Annotated in this window: 14 protein-coding genes; 11 read left to right on the top strand and 3 right to left on the bottom strand. The window is 73.0% G+C overall.

The genetic code is table 11. The features are described 5' to 3' along the window. Nucleotides 1–35: 35 nt before the first annotated feature. The 6 genes from pgeF (at nucleotide 36) to MUY14_RS20575 (ending at nucleotide 4,159) form a co-directional block, all read left to right on the top strand. Nucleotides 36–740 carry a peptidoglycan editing factor PgeF gene (pgeF, locus tag MUY14_RS20600; RefSeq protein WP_247024728.1) on the top strand — a complete coding sequence of 235 codons (705 nt, stop codon included), beginning with the start codon at nucleotides 36–38 and terminating at the stop codon, nucleotides 738–740. Further along, a complete protein-coding gene (locus MUY14_RS20595) occupies nucleotides 737–1,465 on the top strand; it encodes a YggS family pyridoxal phosphate-dependent enzyme (RefSeq protein WP_247024727.1) in 729 nt (242 codons plus the stop codon). The genes pgeF and MUY14_RS20595 overlap by 4 nt, the downstream gene beginning before the upstream one ends. Before the next feature lie 97 nt (nucleotides 1,466–1,562). Continuing rightward, a complete protein-coding gene (locus tag MUY14_RS20590; RefSeq protein ID WP_247024725.1) occupies nucleotides 1,563–2,162 on the top strand; it encodes a cell division protein SepF in 600 nt (199 codons plus the stop codon). A gap of 115 nt (nucleotides 2,163–2,277) precedes the next feature. Further along, nucleotides 2,278–2,553 carry a YggT family protein gene (locus tag MUY14_RS20585; protein WP_013224824.1) on the top strand — a complete coding sequence of 92 codons (276 nt, stop codon included), beginning with the start codon at nucleotides 2,278–2,280 and terminating at the stop codon, nucleotides 2,551–2,553. 52 nt (nucleotides 2,554–2,605) lie between these two features. Further along, nucleotides 2,606–3,454: a DivIVA domain-containing protein gene (locus tag MUY14_RS20580; RefSeq protein ID WP_247024724.1), complete on the top strand. Its 849-nt coding sequence runs from the start codon at nucleotides 2,606–2,608 to the stop codon at nucleotides 3,452–3,454. Nucleotides 3,455–3,577: 123 nt separating this feature from the next. After that, nucleotides 3,578–4,159, top strand: coding sequence for a hypothetical protein (locus MUY14_RS20575; RefSeq protein WP_247024722.1), 582 nt, complete (start codon nucleotides 3,578–3,580; stop codon nucleotides 4,157–4,159). Between the two features lie 394 nt (nucleotides 4,160–4,553). Here MUY14_RS20575 and MUY14_RS20570 read toward each other — a convergent pair whose 3' ends face one another. After that, nucleotides 4,554–5,300 (bottom strand): helix-turn-helix transcriptional regulator, encoded by a 747-nt coding sequence (locus tag MUY14_RS20570; protein WP_247024720.1) that lies wholly within the window; start codon nucleotides 5,298–5,300, stop codon nucleotides 4,554–4,556. Nucleotides 5,301–5,364: 64 nt separating this feature from the next. Between MUY14_RS20570 and MUY14_RS20565 the strand changes: the two genes are divergently transcribed. Continuing rightward, entirely contained in the window at nucleotides 5,365–6,672 is a 1,308-nt protein-coding gene (locus MUY14_RS20565; RefSeq protein ID WP_247024719.1) for an MFS transporter, read from the top strand. On the opposite strand, the gene MUY14_RS20560 is transcribed toward MUY14_RS20565, so the two are convergent. Together MUY14_RS20560 and MUY14_RS20555 are read right to left on the bottom strand one after the other, a co-directional pair. Further along, entirely contained in the window at nucleotides 6,669–9,386 is a 2,718-nt protein-coding gene (locus MUY14_RS20560; protein WP_247024717.1) for a hypothetical protein, read from the bottom strand. The two genes, MUY14_RS20565 and MUY14_RS20560, sit on opposite strands and share 4 nt — an antisense overlap. After that, nucleotides 9,383–11,152 carry an HSP90 family protein gene (locus MUY14_RS20555; protein ID WP_247024715.1) on the bottom strand — a complete coding sequence of 590 codons (1,770 nt, stop codon included), beginning with the start codon at nucleotides 11,150–11,152 and terminating at the stop codon, nucleotides 9,383–9,385. Before MUY14_RS20555 ends, MUY14_RS20560 begins: the two co-directional genes overlap by 4 nt. A 369-nt stretch (nucleotides 11,153–11,521) precedes the next feature. On the opposite strand from MUY14_RS20555, the gene ileS reads away from it, so the two are divergent. The 4 genes from ileS (at nucleotide 11,522) to MUY14_RS20535 (ending at nucleotide 18,758) form a co-directional block, all read left to right on the top strand. Further along, nucleotides 11,522–14,680: an isoleucine--tRNA ligase gene (ileS, locus tag MUY14_RS20550; RefSeq protein WP_247024714.1), complete on the top strand. Its 3,159-nt coding sequence runs from the start codon at nucleotides 11,522–11,524 to the stop codon at nucleotides 14,678–14,680. 79 nt (nucleotides 14,681–14,759) lie between these two features. Beyond that, nucleotides 14,760–16,382: a penicillin-binding transpeptidase domain-containing protein gene (locus tag MUY14_RS20545; RefSeq protein ID WP_247024712.1), complete on the top strand. Its 1,623-nt coding sequence runs from the start codon at nucleotides 14,760–14,762 to the stop codon at nucleotides 16,380–16,382. 116 nt (nucleotides 16,383–16,498) lie between these two features. After that, nucleotides 16,499–17,182, top strand: coding sequence for a helix-turn-helix transcriptional regulator (locus MUY14_RS20540; protein ID WP_247024710.1), 684 nt, complete (start codon nucleotides 16,499–16,501; stop codon nucleotides 17,180–17,182). Nucleotides 17,183–17,279: 97 nt separating this feature from the next. After that, on the top strand, nucleotides 17,280–18,758 hold the full coding sequence (locus tag MUY14_RS20535; RefSeq protein WP_247024708.1) for a potassium/proton antiporter: 1,479 nt from the start codon (nucleotides 17,280–17,282) through the stop codon (nucleotides 18,756–18,758). Nucleotides 18,759–18,880: the final 122 nt, after the last annotated feature.

The following is an 18,880-nucleotide window of genomic DNA, read 5'->3' as shown; positions in this document are numbered from 1 at the left end:
GAGGTGGCCTTCACGGCGTTTGGGAGGATGGGGACATGCGGGTACGGCGAGTGGTGACGACCAGGGCGGGCGGCGCGTCGCGGCCGCCGTACGACACCTTCAACCTGGGGGACCACGTCGGCGACGACGAGGGCGACGTCTACGCCAACCGCGAGCGCCTCGCGGCCGAGCTGGGCCTGGCCGAGGACAAGCTGGCCTGGATGGAGCAGGTCCACGGCCGCACGGCGACCACTGTGGACGGCACCGAGACCGGCGCCGCCGAAGCGACCGACGCGCTGGTGACCGCGACGCCGGGCGTCGCGCTCGTGGTGCTGGTCGCCGACTGCGTGCCGATCCTGCTGGCCGACGCCGAGGCCGGCGTGGTCTCGGCGGTGCACGCGGGCCGCGTGGGCACGCGCGTCGGCGTCGTCCCGGCCGCCGTGGCCGCGATGCGCGAAGCGGGCGCCGAGCCGCACCGGATCGAAGCGCTGCTCGGCCCGGCCATCTGCGGCGACTGCTACGAGGTCCCCGCGGAAATGGCCGCCGACGTCGAGAAGCACGTCCCCGGCAGCGCCTGCAAGACCCGCAAGGGCACGCCCGGGCTCGACCTGCGGGCCGGTCTCTGGCGCCAGCTCGCCGACCTCGGCGTCGGCAAGATCGGCGTCGACCCGCGGTGCACGAACGAGGACAAGACGCTGTTCAGCTACCGCCGCGACGGGACGACCGGGCGGATCGCCGGCATCACCTGGGTCGAAGCGTGACCGACCGCAAGGCCGAGCTGGCCGGGAACCTCGCCGAGGTCGAAGCGCGGATCGCCGCCGCCTGCCGCGCCGCCGGGCGCGCCCGCGACGAGGTGAAGCTGATCGCCGTCACCAAGACCTTCCCGGCGTCGGACGCCGCGCTGCTCGCCGACCTCGGCGTCACCGACCTCGGCGAGAACCGCGACCAGGACGCCGGGCCGAAGACGCTCGAAGTCGCCGAGCTGCGGCCCGGGGCCCGCCTGCGCTGGCACATGGTCGGCCGGCTGCAGCGCAACAAGGCACGGTCCGTGGTCGCCTGGGCGCACGAAGTGCAGTCCCTCGATTCGGCGCGGCTCGCCGACGCGCTCGCGAAGGCGGTGCGTGCGGCCCGGGACGCGCAGATACGTGACGAACCCCTCGACGTGCTGCTCCAGGCCAGCCTCGACGACGACCCCGCGCGCGGCGGCTGCCCCCTCGGCGAGCTCGGTGCGCTCGCCGAGCATGTCACCCACATGGATGAGCTGCGGCTTCGCGGGCTGATGGCCGTCGCGCCGCTCGGCGCCGACCCCGCCGCCGCCTTCGAACGTCTCGCTCGCGCGGGTGAGGCGCTCCGCAAAGATCACCCGAATGCCGCAACGGTGTCCGCCGGGATGAGCCATGATCTCGAACAGGCGATCACGCACGGCTCAACCTCTGTGCGTGTCGGAACCGCGTTGCTCGGTGGACGCGGTTTAGCCTCGCCGTAGGGAGCTCGCACGGCCGTCACGTTTAGTGGCCGTCCGCGCGGGGCACTGACGGCGTGGAGAATCGTTGGTGCGGGAGCGGCTAGGGCTAGGGAGAGGCATGAGCGCGCTGCAGAAGCTGAAGGCCTACTTCGGGATGGTGCCCGCTGACGACGATGGCTACGACGCCGAGGACGATTACCGGCGCGGTTACGACGACGAGTACGACTCCTACGAGGAGCCGGCTCCCCGGTCGTCCCGCTCACGGTACCGCGACGTCGACGACACGTACGACGAGCCCGTCAGCCGCAGCAGGTCACGCTCCGTGCCCAGCTCGGAGCCGGCCGTCCACGGCGCGCTCGCGATCGACCGGCAGCCGGAACCCGTGGCACGGCTCCGGCCGGTCACAGAGCCGGTCGTGCGCCAGCCGGTGCGTGACCCGTTGAGCCGGATCACGACACTGCACCCGACGAGCTACGCGGAGGCGCGGGCGATCGGGGAGCACTACCGCGAGGGCATCCCGGTGATCATGAACCTCACCGAGATGGAGAACGCGGACGCGAAGCGCCTCGTGGACTTCGCGGCCGGGCTGGCGTTCGCGCTCCGCGGGTCGATGGACAAGGTCACCAACAAGGTGTTCCTTCTCTCACCGCCCGATGTGGACGTGACCGCCGAAGACCGTCGGCGGATCGCCGAAGGGGGATTGTTTTTGCGGGGCTGAAGTCGCGCGGACCGCTGAGCGCAAGCAGACGTGATTTTGTCGACTCGATGCGGCGTCGACCCCCTTGACTGCGTCTTATGGCCGGACGCCTGGTTAGAGTAGGCATGTGGAAGCTGTGTGGCTGGTCGTCTGGTACGTGCTGTTCGCCTTTTGGCTGCTGCTGACGGCGCGGATCGTGGTCGAACTCGTCCGGACGTTCGCGCGTGAGTGGCATCCGGCCGGAGGGGTTGCGGTGACGCTCGAGACCATCTACACAGTGACGGACCCGCCGGTCCGGTTGTTCAGAAGGATCATTCCGATGGTCCGGATCGGCGGCGTCGGACTGGACTTGTCGATTATGGTGCTGCTGTTGGTTGTGTTCTTCGCGATGCAACTGGCGACTCCAAGTTGATCGGGGAAACTTGGGTGGACCCTGCAGGCCATGGAGTGCGTGAGGTGATCTGATGTCGTTGACCCCCGCTGACGTGCATAACGTTGCGTTCAGCAAGCCGCCCATCGGCAAGAGGGGCTACAACGAGGACGAGGTGGACGCGTTCCTCGACCTGGTGGAGACCGAGCTGGCCCGCTTGATCGAAGACAACAACGAGCTGCGCCAGCAGATGGAACAGCTCGACTCCGAGCTCGAGTCGACTCGAAGCGAGCTCGACAGTGCCAAATCTGCACAGCCCCCGATGCGTGAAGAGCCGTCGCGCCGGCTGGCGCCGGTGCCGCCGCCGCAGTCCGCCATGGAGCAGACCCAGGCGCACTCGATGGTCGGCGACAGCACGGAGCCGAACGTGCAGGCGGCCAAGGTCCTGGGCCTCGCCCAGGAGATGGCCGACCGGCTGACCGCCGAGGCGAAGACCGAGTCCGACGGGATGCTGGCCGAGGCCCGCACCAAGTCCGAGCAGCTGCTCTCGGACGCTCGGGCGAAGTCCGACTCGATGGTCAACGAGGCGCGCACGCGCGTCGACACGATGCTGAACGACGCGCGGACCCGGGCCGAGACGCTGGAGCGCCAGGCGCGCGACAAGGCGACGACGCTCGAGCGCGAGTCGCAGCGCAAGTACACCGAGACGATGAACAGCCTCAACTCGGAGAAGAGCGGGCTGGGCAAGAAGATCGAAGAGCTGCGCACGATCGAGCGGGAGTACCGCACGAGGCTGCGCGGGTTCCTCGAGTCCCAGCTGCGCGAGCTCGACGACCGCGGTTCCGCCGCGCCCGCGTCGGCCTCGTCGGGCTCCGGCCAGTCGTCCGGCTCGTCCAGCGGCGGCCAGGGCTACTCGTTCGGCCCCCGCGCCGAAGCCGGCTGATTTTCCTTCCGGACCTACCCCGCCGGCACGAGCCGGCGGGGTAGGCCACGGTTCGGAGTCGATCCGGTACGGCACGTGGGTGGGTCGCAGGCCGATCTTGCCCGGTTCGTGCTCTAATGCAGCGTGCTTTACATCGTGCTGGTACTGGTACTGGCGGCTCTGGGGTTGCTCGTCACCGCGCTGATCACCGCTTCTTCGCTGTGGGCGTGGGTTTCCATCGGCCTGTCGGTACTGGCGGGCCTGCTCCTGGTGGCCGACTGGCTGCGCCGCCGTCGCCGTGCTTCGGCCGCGTCGGCTCCGGAGCCTGCCGAGCCCGCGCCCGAAGCGGAACCCGAGCCGGCGCCGGAACCCGAGCCGGCCGAGGAGCAGACGACGCTGATCCCGAAGGCCGGCGAGCTGGGCGACCCGGCCGACACGCCCGAGCCCTCGCCTGAACCCGAACCCGTCGCCGCGGAGGAACCCGCGGAGGACGAGGACGCGGAACCGGACGAGGAGAAGACCCCGGCCGCCGACATCGCGCTCCTGGCGGACCTCGAGGACGAGGTCGTGGTCGTCGACGAGCACCCGCGCTACCACTTGAGGGCCTGCCCGTGGCTCGGCCGGCGCGAACTGATCCCGATCGGCATCGGCGAGGCCCGCCAGCTCGGCTTCACCCCGTGCGGCCGCTGCGCCCCGGACGCGACCCTGGTGGCCGCGCACCGTTAGGCCGCGAGGTTGGGCGGTCTCGTGGGCCTGGGCCTGGGCCTGCATGCGCTGCGCGATCTTGGTGGCCGCTCACCGTTAGCCGCGAGGTTGGGCGGTCCCGTGGGCCTGGGCCTGCATGCGCTGCGCGATCTTGGTGGCCGCTCACCGCTAAGCCGACAGGCCGGGCCGGCCCCGGATTGGTGGCCGCGCACCGTTAGGCCGCCAGTCGGGCCGGTCCTGTGGGCCTGGGCCTGGGCCTGCACGTGCTGCGCGATCTTGGTGGCCGCCCATCGTTAGGCCGCCAGGTGGGCCGGACCTGGCCCCGCTGCGCGGTCCTGGTGGCCCACCGCTAACCCGCCAGGCCGGGCCAGCCCCGGACCTGGCCCCGCTGCGCGACCCTGGTGGCCGCCTACCGCTAAGCCGCCAGACCGGCCAGTCCCAAGTGGACCGCCAGCGCCCGCGCCCCTTCCGGTGTGAGCCGGATCGCTCTATGGGCTTCCGCACGCCGTCGGACCCAGCCCGCTTCCGTGAACCGCGTCGCCACCGCCGCGCCCAGGGCGCCCGCCAGGTGGTGGCGTTGCTCGCTCCAGTCCAGGCAGAACTTCAGCAGCGGCCGGCGTCCGGTCGAGGCCGCGGCCAGGTCGATGCCCAGCTCACCGAACACCGGCTCCGCCGCCGGGCCGAGTGAGTACGGGTGTTCGCGCAGCGGAGCCGAAATCCGGTCGCCCGCGCGCCGTCGCGTGTCCGGGGCTCCCGCCAACGCGCCCCGCGCCAGCAACGCCGACGTCACCGCGACCCCGAGCCGGCCGGCCAGGTGGTCGTAGCACGTCCGGGCCGTCCGCAACGCCGCCGCGCGCGTGCCCTCGCGCAACGACGTCACCGGCTGGGACGGCGAGAACCGCGCCAGCGTCTCCAGCAGCTCCGCCGGGTCCGGCCCGGCCAGCCGGTAGAACCGGTGGCGCCCCGACTTCTCCGCGACGACCAGGCCCGCCGCCCGCAGCTTCGCCAGGTGCGCGCTGACCCCCGGTGCGGACAGCCGCGCCTCGGCGGCCAGCACGGACGCCGCCAGCGCCCGGCCGTCGGCGAGCGCGAGCAGCACCCGGACCCGCGCCGGGTCCGCGAACAACGCGGCGGTGCGGGCGATGTCGGCGTCCCCTTCCACGGCACCAGGATGCCCCCGGCACGCTTCCACCGCGACGGAAGTGTCCGCGCGGTGCACTGGAGGCATGCTCCTGTTCACCTTGTGCGCCGGGATGTTCCTGGTGCAGCTGGACGTCACGGTCGTCAACGTCGCCCTGCCCACCCTGGGCACCGGCCTGCATGCGGATCTCGCCGCGCGGCAGTGGGTGGCCGACGGCTACACCGTCGTCCTGGCCGCGTTCCTGCTCACCGGCGGTGCGCTCGGCGACGTCGTCGGCCACCGCCGGATCGTCCTGACCGGCTTCGGGCTGTTCGGCGTGGCGTCGGTGGCGTGCGGGCTCGCGGCCACGGCCCCGGAGCTCGTCGCGGCCCGCGCCGGCCAGGGGCTGGGCGCGGCGCTGCTGCTGCCCGGCACGCTCGCCGTCATCACCAACGCCCACCCGGGACGCGCCGAGCGGGCCCGCGCCCTCGGTGTCTGGGCCGGGGTGTCCGCGCTCGCGCTGGCGGCGGGCCCGGTGCTGGGTGGCGCGGTCGTGACGGCGGCGGGCTGGCGGCCGGTGTTCTGGCTCAACGTCCCGATCGTGCTCGCGGCGGCCTTCGCCACCTGGCGGCTCGTGCCGCGGGGAGAGCGCGCGCCCGGCCGGCTCGATCCGGCGGGTGCCGCCACCGCCGCGCCCGCCCTCGGCGCCGGCGTGTACGCGGTGATCGGCGGGAGTGCGGTGGCCGCGGTGGTGGCGGCCGTCGCGCTGGCGGCGTTCGTGGCCGTGGAGCGCCGGTCACCGGACCCGATGCTGCCCCTGGACGTCGTCAGGCGGACGCTCAGCGCCACCTTCGTGGCGGCGGCGATGAACTTCGTCGGGATCGGCGCGATCCTGGTGCTGACGCTGTACCTGCAGGGCGTGCGGCACGCGTCCCCGCTGACGGCGGGGCTCGAGGTGCTGCCGTTGTTCGGCCCGCTGTCGGTGCTGGCCCCGATCGCAGGCCGGCTGACCGCCCGTTTCGGCCCGCGGCCGCTGATGGTCGCCGGGCTCGCGCTGGGGGTGCTCGGGATGGCGAACCTGGCGCTGCTCGGGGAAAACAGCGGCTACCCGGCCCTCCTGCCGACGCTGCTGGGCCTCGGCACGGGCATGGGCCTGCTGACGACGGCGGTGGTGACGGCCGCGGTGTCCAGCCTCCCGCCCGGGCGGGCGGGGGTGGCCAGCGGGGTCAACAACACGGCCCGCCAGGCGGGCGGCGCCCTCGGGGTGGCGGTGCTGGGCGCGGTGGCGGGGACGCCGGGGGAGGGGTTCCTCGACGGCCTGCACCTGGTCGGCGCGATCGCGGCGGCCCTGTGGCTGACGGCGATCGGCGTGACACTGGCGGGCGTGCGGAACCCTTCCCCCGCACCGGTTTAACCCTCGAGTTCCGCCAGCAGCGCCTCGATGTCCGCGCGCTGCCCGGCCGCCTCTTCCGGCAGCCGCGACAACGCCGCGGTCAGCACCTCCCGGGCCTCCGCCACCTTCCCGAGGTCGCGCCACAACCGTCCACTGAGGACGTCCGCGGCCACCGCCGGGCCCTCGGCTTCCATGGCCCGCAGGGCTTCCGCCGCCGCCGTGGCGCGGGGAAGCGCCTCCGCCGGACGCTCCAGGTTGGCCAGCAGCCGGGCGCCGTCGTAAGCCGCCAGCGCGCTTTCCCACTCGAACTGCGGTCCTTCGCCCGTCACCGCGTCGGCCACCGCCAGCGCTTCCTCCGCACTCGCGGGTTCGCCGGCCCACAGCCACGACAGCGCCGCGCGACGGCGGTTGCGCAGTTCCTCGGCCGGCAGCCCGGCCGTGTGGAAGTACGAAGCCGCGGTGGTGAAGTCGGCCGCCGCTTCGGCGTCGCGGTCCAGCCGGTCGAGGACCTCGGCGCGGGACTCCGTCGCCTGCCCCGCCGCGGCCTCGTTCCCCATCGCCGCGAAGTGCCCGGCGGACACGGCGAACAGCTCCGCCGCCTGGACCTCGCGGTCCAGCTCCTGGCACGCCTTCGCCAGCAGGTACCGGCCGCGCGCCAGCTCGTGGTCCGCGCCCGCCCGCTCCAGGACCGCTTCGGCGTCCTCGATCGCTTCGGCCGCCTCTTCCGGACGGCCGGCGTCCAGGGCCGCGGCCGCGAATTCGACGCGGGCCACCGCCGCGTCCACGTCGGCGCCGAGCGCGGTGAAGTCGCCGGCGGCGGCCCGGAAGCCGGCGGCGGCGTCCTCGGGGCGGCCGAGGTCGTTGGCCAGGTGCCCGCGCAGCTGGTGCAAGCGCGCCGCCGCGGACCGGTCCGTGCCCGGGTCGATCGACGTCGTCTCGGCGAACGCCGTCTCCCGGTCGCCGAGGCCGGCGCGGAACTGGACGCCCAGCAGCCGCGAGTTCGCGGCCCGTTCGGGCGAACCCAGCTCCGTGTACCGCTCCGCCGCGTCCACGACCAGCTCGATCGCGCCCGGCAGGTCGCCCTGGTTCGCCAGCACCAGGGCCCGGCGCTGCAGCCACGCCGCGGCGAGCTCGGGGGTGGCGCGGACCGGTTCGGCGGCCCGGTCGAGGACGTCGGTGGTGGCGTCGAAGTCGTTCCGCGCGAAGTGGAGCACGGCCACCCGCAGCAGGGCGCGGGCGTGGTCGGCGGGCTCGCCGATGGCCGCGAGGCGCGCGGCGGACGCTTCGAGCTCTTCGGCCGCGCCCGGTCGGTCCCCGGCCAGCGCCGCGAACAGGATTTCCTTGCCCCGCGCGGCTTCCGCCCCGACGGCGTCGCCGGCTTCCTCGAACACCCCGGCCGCCCGCGCGAAACCGTGGCTCGCGGCCTCGAGGTCGCCGGGCAGCTCGGCGTCCGCCGCCGCGGTCAGCCGCCGGGCCCGCAGCGTCCCCGACGGTTCCGGGCACACCTCGTCGAAGCGGGCCCAGACGTCGTCGGGCGAGCGGCCCAGCCGGGCCTCCCGCTCGCCGAGGTCGGCCAGCTCCGCCGGCGACTCCGGCCAGACCCGGGCGGGCGCGGGAACCGGCTCGGGTGCGGTGGTCCCGGACAGCGGCAGGTGCTCGACGAGCGGTTCGGCGGCGAGCACCGCGCGGACCCGCTCGCCCTGCTCGGCCGTGCCGTTGCGCGCGTCGAACCGCGCCGCGATTTCCAGCGCGCGCCCGGCCAGCTCGTCGCGCAGCTCGGCCACCGTGGTCGTGCCCCCGGCGCGGCGCACCGGCGCGTCGCCGTGGCCGCCCTCGGCCACCAGCCGCAGGTTCAGCGCGGCCGCGGCGGCGAACTCCTGCTCCGCGTACGGCGTCGGCGGCGCCTCGAGCCAGCCGAGGTGCCGCTCGACGAGGTCGAGCCCGCGGGCGTGGTTCCCGGTCAGCGCGCAGAACGCGAGGTGCGTGGCGATCGACTGCAACTGCGCCGGGTCGTGCCGCATCGCCCGGTACGCGCGGCGGTGCGCCTGCACGGCGTCGTCGTACCGTCCGATGTGGACGTAGGGGAGCAGCAGCTCGGTCAAGATGTGCTGCGGCTGCTCGACGCAGCTGAACTCCCCGCCCAGCACCGGCTCGGCCACCTGGGCGGCTTCGGCGTACCGGCCGAGCCAGTTCAGGTGCGCGACCTTGTCGCTCGGCTCGCAGCCGACGCAGTCGGACATCTGGCCGCGGGGCGCGGCCGACCACAGCCGGTATTGCTCGGCGGCCGTTTCGCGGTCGCCGACGTGCCGCGCGAGCACCGCGCGGTACTGGTGCACCGGGTTCATCGTGTACCCGGCCGCGCGGTAGCGGCGTTCCATGTCGTCGAGCACGGCGCGGGTCCGGTCGAGCGGCACCTCCGGGAAGGTCGCCATCGACCCGGCCATGAACTTGAAGTACCAGTGCAGGTCGTGGGTCCAGCGCGGGTCGGCTTCGCCGCGGTCGTGCACCGCCAGGCACCACGCGAACGGCACGAACGCCTTCGCCGGCTCGCCGCCCTGCTGGTAGGCGCTGGTGATCAGGATCCGGGCGCCGAAGCGCAGCTCGGGCGAGCCGTGGGCGTCGGCTTCCCGGAGCCCGGCTTCGAGCGCGGCGATCTGGGCGCGTCCGCGCGGCAGCCGCTCGGCGGCCCACAGCCGGTCCCAGACCTCCTGCTCGCCGGCGGTGGGGGTGGTCATCGGGTCTCCTCTTCGGGGACGGCCTGCTCCAGCAGGCCGAGGAACGAGCGGTTCAGCAGCGCGGCGTCGGCCGGCCGGATCGGGTGCCTGCCGAAGAGCAGGGCCTGCCCGTAGAGCGACTCGACGGCCAGCCCGCGCAGCGTGTCGTCCCGCAGCAGGCTGATCCGCCGCACCAGCGGGTTGCGGTGGTTGAGCACCAGCTGCGGGCGGTCGTCGGCCGGCTTCTCGAACGCCGAAAGCACCCCCGCCCACAGCTCGTCGACCTGCTCCTTGGTGGCCCGCAGCTCGCCGGCGAACGCCGCGGCCCGGTCCAGCAGGTAGAGCACCGGCAGGCTCGAGGGCTGGAACTCTCGCAGCACGACCTCGCAGCCCAGCCGGTCGAGGTGGCGCTGCGCGGCCGCGACGAACGGCCGGGTGGCCAGCGCGGTGGCGCTGTCCAGCTCGGCGAACGCGGTGGTCAGGTCGCTCGGCTCGAGCCGGGTCACCACCAGGTCCGGTTCGAGCGCCCGCATCCGCTCGGCCAGCTCGCTGTCGTAGGTGTAGCCGCCGTTGATCACGGCGATGTCCTGCGCGGCCGCGACCCCGGCCAGCTGCTGGAACTCGTCGGCGGTGGCGCAGTAGCGCAGCAGCCCGTAGCGGCCGCGGAACTCGGCCATCGTCATCCGGCCGACGTTGGTCTCCAGCGGCCACCACTGCTCGACCAGCCGCAGCATCTCGTCGTCGTGCAGGGCGAGCGCCTTGACCCCGAGGTGGTGGATCCCGAGGAACCGGTTCAGCCGGTCGGGTGCGGTCCGCGCCAGCCCGGCGAGCCAGCCGCGCAGCCGGTCGCCGAGCGCTTCGCGCGCCGACTCCAGCTGGCCGTCGTCGTAGAGCGCCTCACGGCTCGCCGTCGGCCGCAGCTCGCCCGCGTCGACGACGCAGCGGGCGAAGAACGCCCAGTCCGGCAGCAGGCCCGGCGCGTTCTCCGCGAGCAGCATCCGCTTGAGGTAGACGCGGTGGCCGCCGTGCTCGGCCGGGCTGGCCGGGAACGGCAGCACGTACGCCACGCCGGTCAGCCCGGCGGCGGGCACGTCCAGTTCGACGACGTCGAACGGCGTGAAGCCCAGGGTGTCCTGCGCGTAGCCGACGAGATCGGCCTGCCGCTGCCTGGGCGCGCGGTCGTCGGCGGCCCACGGCACGGGCGTGGTGACCGGCCGGCCGTCGACGGTGATCCCGAACGGCAGCATCGAGCCGTACAGCGTGGCCAGTTCGGCGACCGTCCCGGGGACGAACCACTGTTCGGCGCCGGGGCGCGCGTCGAGGGTCACCGTGGTGCCCGGCTCGTCCCGTTCGCCCGGCCCGATGGCGTAGGTGCCGTCGGAGCGGCCGGTCCAGGCGACGGCCGGGCCGCCGTCCACCGACCGCGTCACGACGCGCACCTCGTCGGCGACGAGGAACGCCGACAGCAGCCCGATCCCGAACTGGCCGAGGAACTCGTGCCGCTGGAAGCCCAGTTCGTCCCTTTTGGAGCTGCGGCCGATCGTCGCGAGCAGTTCGTGCACCTGGGCTTCGGTCAGGCCGATCCCGGTGTCGGTCACGCGCAGGACGCCGTCACCGGCCTCGACCGCGATCTCCGCGGGCGCACCGGGTTCCCGCGCCCGGCGCGCGGTCACCGCGTCGACGGCGTTCTGCAGCAGTTCCCGCACGTACACGCGCGGGCTCGAGTAGAGGTGGCGGCTGAGGAGGTCGACGACCCCGCGAAGATCCACCTGAAAAGTGCGGCTCACCGTGAAAAGTTCCCCCGTGGGTTTCCGGCCGCGGACCCTTCGGCGGCACGCGGTCATGCTAACGGGGGATCGCGGCGGCGGTCGCGTTCGTTTCCGGTGCGCCCCTCGTGGCAACGGGTTGCGCGGGGCGGTTAACCTGGTATCAGCAAGGCGCCGATCCGGCCATCACCGGGGAGCCTCCGGAAGAACCGAGCTTCACCGCTCTCAGTAGAACCGGACGGGTGCGGCCCGTGACAGCCGTCGAACGAAGCGGCCCGCGAGAGCGGGCAAGCGGGGTGGTACCGCGGAACGCCGCAAGGCGTCTCGTCCCCGTGTGGGTGACCGGGAGCCGGTCGTCCGTACGAGAGCGACGAACCGAGGAGCACCCGGATGTACCCCCAGGCCCAGCTGAACGACGGTGCGGGCGTCCCGTCGCAGCCGTCCTTCCCCGAGCTGGAGAAGCAGGTCCTCGCCTACTGGGAGACGGACCGGACGTTCCAGGCGACCATCGACGCGCGCCCGGCCGGTGAGCGCGGCGACAACGAGTACGTCTTCTACGACGGCCCGCCCTTCGCCAACGGCCTGCCGCACTACGGCCACCTGCTCACCGGGTACGTCAAGGACCTGGTGCCGCGCTACCAGACGATGAAGGGCCGCAAGGTCGAGCGCCGGTTCGGCTGGGACACCCACGGCCTGCCCGCCGAACTCGAGGCCATGCGCCAGCTCGGCATCACCGAGAAGGCCCAGATCGACGAGATGGGTATCGCGAAGTTCAACGAGGTTTCGCGCGAGTCCGTCCTGCGCTACACGAACGAGTGGCGCGACTACGTCACCCGCCAGGCCCGCTGGGTCGACTTCGACAACGACTACAAGACCCTCGACGTCAGCTACATGGAGTCGGTGCTGTGGGCGTTCAAACGCCTGTGGGACAAGGGACTCGTCTACGAGGGCTACCGCGTCCTGCCGTACTGCTGGCGCGACGAGACGCCGCTGTCCAACCACGAGCTGCGGATGGACGACGACGTCTACGCCACCCGCCAGGACCCGGCCGTCACCGTCGGCTTCCGGCTGCAGGACAACGGCACCGAGCTCGACGGCACCTACCTGCTGATCTGGACGACGACGCCGTGGACGCTGCCGTCCAACCTCGCCACGGCGGTGCACCCGGACGTCGACTACGTCGTCGTCGAGAGCGACGGCAAGCGGTTCCTGCTCGCCGAAGCGCGCGTCGCCGCGTACGCGCGGGAACTCGGCGAAGAGCCGCCGGTCGTCGCGCGCTACACCGGCGAGCAGCTGCTCGGCACCCGCTACGCGCCGCCGTTCCCGTACTTCACCGGCACCGAGAACGCGCACCGGGTCCTCCCCGCGGACTACGTCACCACCGAAGACGGCACCGGGATCGTGCACATCGCGCCCGCCTACGGTGAAGAGGACAAGGTCGTCACCGACGCCGCCGGCATCACCCCGGTGACACCGGTCGACGCGCAGGGCAAGTTCGACGCGACCGTGCCGGACTACGCCGGCCAGCAGGTGTTCGACGCCAACCCGAACATCATCCGCGACCTGAAGAACGGCACGGGTTCCGCGGCCGAGCAGGGCGCGCTGCTGCTGCGCCACGAGACCTACGACCACCCGTACCCGCACTGCTGGCGCTGCCGCAACCCGCTGATCTACCGCGCGGTCTCGTCGTGGTTCGTCGCGGTGACGCAGTTCAAGGACCGGATGATCGAGCTGAACCAGCAGATCACCTGGTACCCGGAGAACGTCAAGGACGGCCAGTTCGGCAAGTGGCTGGAGAACGCGCGCGACTGGTCGGTCTCGCGCAACCGCTACTGGGGCACGCCGATCCCGGTGTGGCAGTCCGACGACCCGGCGTACCCGCGCACCGACGTCTACGGCTCGCTCGACGAGCTGGAGGCGGACTTCGGCGTGCGGCTCGACAACCTGCACCGGCCCTACATCGACGAGCTGACCCGGCCGAACCCGGACGACCCGACCGGCAAGTCGACCATGCGCCGCGTCGAGGACGTCCTGGACGTCTGGTTCGACTCCGGCTCGATGCCGTACGCCCAGGTGCACTACCCGTTCGAGAACGCCGAGTGGTTCGAGCACCACTACCCGAGCGACTTCATCGTCGAGTACATCGGGCAGACCCGCGGCTGGTTCTACCTGCTGCACGTGCTCGCGACGGCGCTGTTCGACCGGCCGGCGTTCCGCGCCTGCGTCTCGCACGGCATCGTGCTGGGGTCCGACGGCGCGAAGATGTCGAAGTCGCTGCGCAACTACCCGGACGTCAACGAGGTCTTCGAGCGCGACGGCTCCGACGCCATGCGCTGGTACCTGATGGCGAGCCCGATCCTGCGCGGCGGCAACCTGATCGTCACCGACAAGGGCATCCGCGACGCCGTCCGCCAGGCCGTGCTGCCGCTGTGGAACTCGTACTACTTCCTCGCGCTGTACGCGAACGCCGAGGGCGTGGCAGGCAAGTGGCGCACGGATTCGCCGAACGTGCTCGACCGGTACGTCCTGGCGAAGACGCACGAGCTGGTCACCGACGTCGAGTTCGCGATGGACAGCTACGACGTCGCGGGCGCGTGCCAGACCGTGCGGGACTTCCTGGAGGTGCTGACCAACTGGTACGTGCGCCGCTCGCGGGACCGCTTCTGGGCCGGTGACCAGGACGCGATCGACACGCTGCACACCGTGCTCGAAGTGACTTCGCGGGTCACGGCGCCGCTGCTGCCGCTGACCACCGAAGTCGTCTGGCGCGGCCTGACCGGCGGCCGCTCGGTGCACCTGACCGACTGGCCGAACGCGCTCGACCTGCCCGCCGACGCGGCGCTCGTCACCGCGATGGACCGGGTGCGGCAGGTGGCGTCGTCGGCGCTGTCGCTGCGCAAGGCGAACAAGCTGCGCGTGCGGCTGCCGCTGTCGTCGCTGGTCGTGGCGGCCGAGGACGCCGAGTCGCTGACGGCCTTCGCGGACATCCTGCGCGACGAGGTGAACGTCAAGACGGTCGAGCTGACCACCGACGTCGCCGCGCACGGCGGGTTCGAGGTCGCGGTCAACGCGCGCGCCGCCGGCCCGCGGCTGGGCAAGGACGTCCAGACCGTGATCAAGGCCGTCAAGGCGGGCGACTGGTCGCTGCAGGGCGACACCGTCGTTGCGGCCGGGATCGCGCTGCAGGAGGGCGAGTTCGAGCGCCGGCTGGTCGCCAAGAGCGGCGGCGCGGCGGCCGAGCTGCCCGGCGGGTCCGGGCTGGTCCTGATCGACACCGAGGTCACGCCGGAGCTGGCGGCCGAAGGCGTGGCCCGCGACCTGGTCCGGGTCGTGCAGCAGGCCCGCCGCGACGCCGGGCTCGACGTCGCGGACCGGATCGCGCTGACCGTCGACGCCCCGGCCGACGTCGTCGAGGCCGCCCGGGCGTACGAGGAGTTCCTGGCCGCGGAGGTGCTGGCGACGTCGGTGGCCTACGAGCCGGTGGGCGAGGGCTTCGCCGGCACGGTCGGCGACGGCACGAAGGTGACCGCCGGGGTCGCAAAAGCCTGACGCCGATCGTGAGTGGCAAGTAAGGTGCTGACCCGACTTGCCACTCACGGTCGTGGCGGGCACGGGGGAGGGAACCGGGATGAGTCCTGGCAAGAGACGCGGGATCCTGATCGGCGGCGCGCTGCTGGTCGTCGCGGTCGTGGTGGCGGCGTTCTTCGTGCTCAACGGCGGGGACACGGCGCCGACGGCGGAAGCCGGGGCGACTTCGGTCGACAACCCGGGCGCGCTCGACCCGCACTCGGCGATCACCGAGTACCTGCAGGACCTGACCGAGAACAACCCCGACGCCGCCGCCCGGCTGACCGACGACAACGCGGCGGCCGCGGTGGCGCTGCGGGACGCCCGGAACACGCTGAACCCGACGTCGGTCGGCGCCAAGCTGACCCTGCTGCAGCCGACGCCGGCCGGCGCGAAGACGACCGGGGGCACGTTCACCTTCTCGTGGTCGCTGAAGGGCGGCCTGTGGAGCTACGACGTGCAGTTCCAGCTCGGGCTGGCCGGCGGCAAGTGGCTCGTGCACTGGGCGCCGTCGCTGCTGCACCCGAAGCTGGAGGCGGGCCAGCGGCTGGTGGTGGGCACCGTCGCGACCGACACCACCGCGGTCGCCGACCGCGAGGGCAAGCCGCTGCTCATCGCCGGGTCGGGCGGCCTGCGCCCGGTCGAGGGCAACCCGGCGCCGCTGCTGCGGTCGGCGCTCGCCGGCCAGGTCACGGCCGCTTCGGGCAGCGGGTTCGCCGTCCAGCGCGTCGACGTCGGCGGGAAGAGCCTGGAGACGCTGTTCGGGAAGCCGGCCGATGCCGGGTCCAAGCCCCTGACGTCGAGCTTGAGCCTGGCCGCGCAGAACTCCGCGCAGGCCGCGGTCGACGGCTACCCGGGATCGGCCATGCTGGTCGCGCTCGACACCGGCTCGGGCGACCTCCTCGCCGTCGCCCAGAACGCGGCGGCCGGGAACTCCCCGAAGGCGCTCAGCGGGCTGTACGAACCCGGTTCGTCGTTCAAGATCGCGACGTCCGTGGCGGCGGTCCAGCAGAGCGGGCTCACCGCGGGCTCGCCGGTGGACTGCCCCGGCGTCGCCACGATCGGCACGCGCACGGTGCGCAACGAGGACTTCGAGCTGGGCGCGACGAACCTGCAGACGGCGTTCGCGCGGTCCTGCAACACGACGTTCGGGCAGCTCGCGCTGGCGCTCCCGGCGGACGGGCTGAAGAAGGCGGCCGACGAGCTGGGCCTCAACGCCGACTACGAGATCCCCGGCATCAAGACGGAGCTGGGCAAGGTCGAGCCGGCGGCGAGCAAGGACGAGCAGGTCGAGGACGGTTTCGGCCAGGGCCGCATCCAGGCCAGCGCCCTCGGCGGCGCGGTGATGGCCGCGACGGTGGCGGCGGGCAAGGCGATCACGCCGAGGCTGTGGCACGACCTCCCGACCACGGTGGTCAAGGGCTACTCGGCCCCGCCCGCGGCGGTGCTCGGCGAGGTCCGCAAGCTGATGCGCGCGGTGGTGACCAGCGGAACGGGCCGAGCCGCGGCGGGCGCGGGAACGGTGTTCGGCAAGACGGGCACGGCCCAGTTCGGCGACGGCTCCGACGCGACCGGCTGGTTCGTCGGGTACCGGGGGACCGTGGCGTTCGCGGTGGTGCTGGAGAACTCGAACGACTCGGGCCCGGCGGTCACCCTGGCGGCGAAGTTCCTGAAAGCGCTCTGACCCCCGGCCACCACGCGCACTTTCACGTGAAAGTGCGGCCCCCACGTGCGCACTTTCACGTGAAAGTGCGCTTTGGTTCGGCCGCGGCCGAAGTGCGCGGCTCGTACCGTGGGGGCATGGAGACGATCGCCCTCGCCGAGGTCGCCGCGGTGCTCGCCGACCCGAGCCGGGCCACCATGTGCCTCGTCCTGCTCGACGGGCGGGCCTGGACCGTCGGCGAGCTCGCGAAAGCGGCCGGGATCGCGCTCTCCACCGCCAGTGAGCACGTCACGCGGCTGTCCGACGCCGGCTTCGTCGCCCGCGTCAAGCAGGGCCGCGCCAGCTACGTGCGGATCGCCGACCCGCGGGTGGCCGAGCTGATCGAGCACCTGGCCCAGCACGCCGAGCACCGCCCGGTGACCGGGCTGAAGGCGTCGCTGCGGGTGAAGCGGCTCGGCTTCGCGCGCACCTGCTACGACCACCTCGCCGGCGTGCTCGGGGTCGCCCTCCGCGACGGCATGCTCGCGACCGGGCTGGTCGGCACCGCCGACGGCCTGACGCTGACCGGGCACGGCCGCGAAGTCCTGGACGGTCTGGGCGTGCCGGTCGCCGCCGGGCGGCGGGCGCTGCTGCGCGACTGTCTGGATTGGACGGAGCGCCGCGACCACCTCGCCGGCGCGCTCCCGGCGGCGTTGCTGGACCGGGCCGTCGACGCCGGCTGGGTCGTCCGCGACGGGCACCGTGCGGTGAAGGTCCTCCCGGCGGCGCGGCGGCCGTTCGCGGCGCTCGGGGTCGAGCTCGACGCGCTCGGCAGTCCTTAACACACCGGGTGTCCGACTCGCGGCAGCGGTACACGAACGTGTTAACCCGCCCGCCTCACTATTCTGAGGGCCCCACGGCACTCGGGAGGGAGGCGGCATGGACCAGCTTCCCGTGCTGCTCGGCGTCGGCGGTGTCGTGCTGCTCGCCTCCGTGCTCGCCGTGCGGGTCTCGATCCGGCTCGGCCTGCCCTCGCTGCTGCTCTACCTCGCGATGGGCGTGCTGCTGGGCGAAGCCGGCTTCGGCATCCGCTTCGACAACCCCGAGCTGACCCAGTCGCTCGGCCTCGCCGCGCTCGTCATGATCCTGGCCGAAGGCGGGCTGACCACGCGGTGGTCGGCCGTCAAACCCGCGCTGGGCATCGGTATCGCACTGTCCACAGTGTCCGTCGTGGTCAGCGTCGCGGTCACCGGCGCGGCCCTGCACTGGCTGCTGGGCCTGGACTGGCGGATCGCGCTGCTGTGGGGCGCGGTGCTCGCCTCGACCGACGCGGCGGCGGTGTTCTCGGTGCTCCGCTCGGCCGGGATCGGCAAACGGCTCACCGGCGCGCTCGAACTGGAGTCCGGCATCAACGACGCGCCGGCCTACATCGCCGTCGTCGTGCTGGCCGAAGGCACCACTGTGGACTGGTCGCTGCCGCTGCTTGTGGTCTACGAGCTCGCGGCGGGCCTGGCCATCGGGCTCGCGTTCGGCTGGCTCGGCGGGATCGCGCTGCGCCGCGCCGCGCTGCCGGCGACCGGCCTGTACCCGCTGGCCACGGTCGCGGTGTGCGTCGTGGCGTATTCGTCCGGGCAGCTGCTGCACGCGTCCGGGCTGCTCGCCACCTACGTCGCCGCGCTGGTGCTCGGCAATTCGCGGCTCCCGCACCGCTCCGACACGCTCTCGTTCGCCGAGGGGCTGGGCTGGCTGGCCCAGATCGGGTTGTTCGTGCTGCTCGGCCTGTTCGCCTCGCCGGGCCGGCTGCTCGACGCGATCGTGCCCGGCCTGGTCGCGGGCGCCGTCGTGCTGCTGCTGGCGCGGCCGATCTCGGTCGTGCTGGCGATGCTGCCGTTCCGGCTGCCGTGGCGGGAACAGGCGTTCCTGTCGTGGGCCGGACTGCGCGGCGCGGTGCCGATCGTGCTCGCCATGATCCCGCTGTCGCACGGGGTGCCCGGCGCGCAACGGCTGGTCGACGCGGTGTTCGTGCTGGTCATCGTGCTGACGCTGCTGCAGGGCGCGACGCTCGGCCCGCTCGGGCGCTGGCTCGGGCTGGCGAAGAAGTCCGAGGCGCACGAGATCGAGGTCGACTCGGCCCCGCTGGACGAGCTCGGCGCCGAACTGCTGCAGGTGCGCATCCAGCCCGGGTCCAAGCTGCACGGCGTGTACCTCTCCGAGCTGCGGCTCCCCGTCGGCGCGACGGTCAGCCTGGTCGTCCGCGGCGAGGCGGGCTTCACCCCGCAGAAGACCAGCCGGCTGCAGGAGCACGACCAGCTGCTGGTGGTCACGACGTCGGCGGTGCGCGACGCCGTCGAGCTCCGGCTGCGCGCCGTCGACCGGGCCGGGCGCCTGGCCCGCTGGAAGGGCGAGTCGGGTCGCTGACGCGGCCGGCTCTCGTTCTCATGGGCGGGTACCCACGCCGCTCGCCGACGCACCTCGCCGACGACGCCGTGACCCCGCTGCCCGGCCGGTTCCGCGCGAAGCCCTGACCAGGGCGCACTGTG

Source organism: Amycolatopsis sp. FBCC-B4732 (assembly GCF_023008405.1).
Lineage (GTDB): Bacteria > Actinomycetota > Actinomycetes > Mycobacteriales > Pseudonocardiaceae > Amycolatopsis > Amycolatopsis pretoriensis_A.
This window is presented reverse-complemented; position numbering and strand designations above follow the sequence as displayed.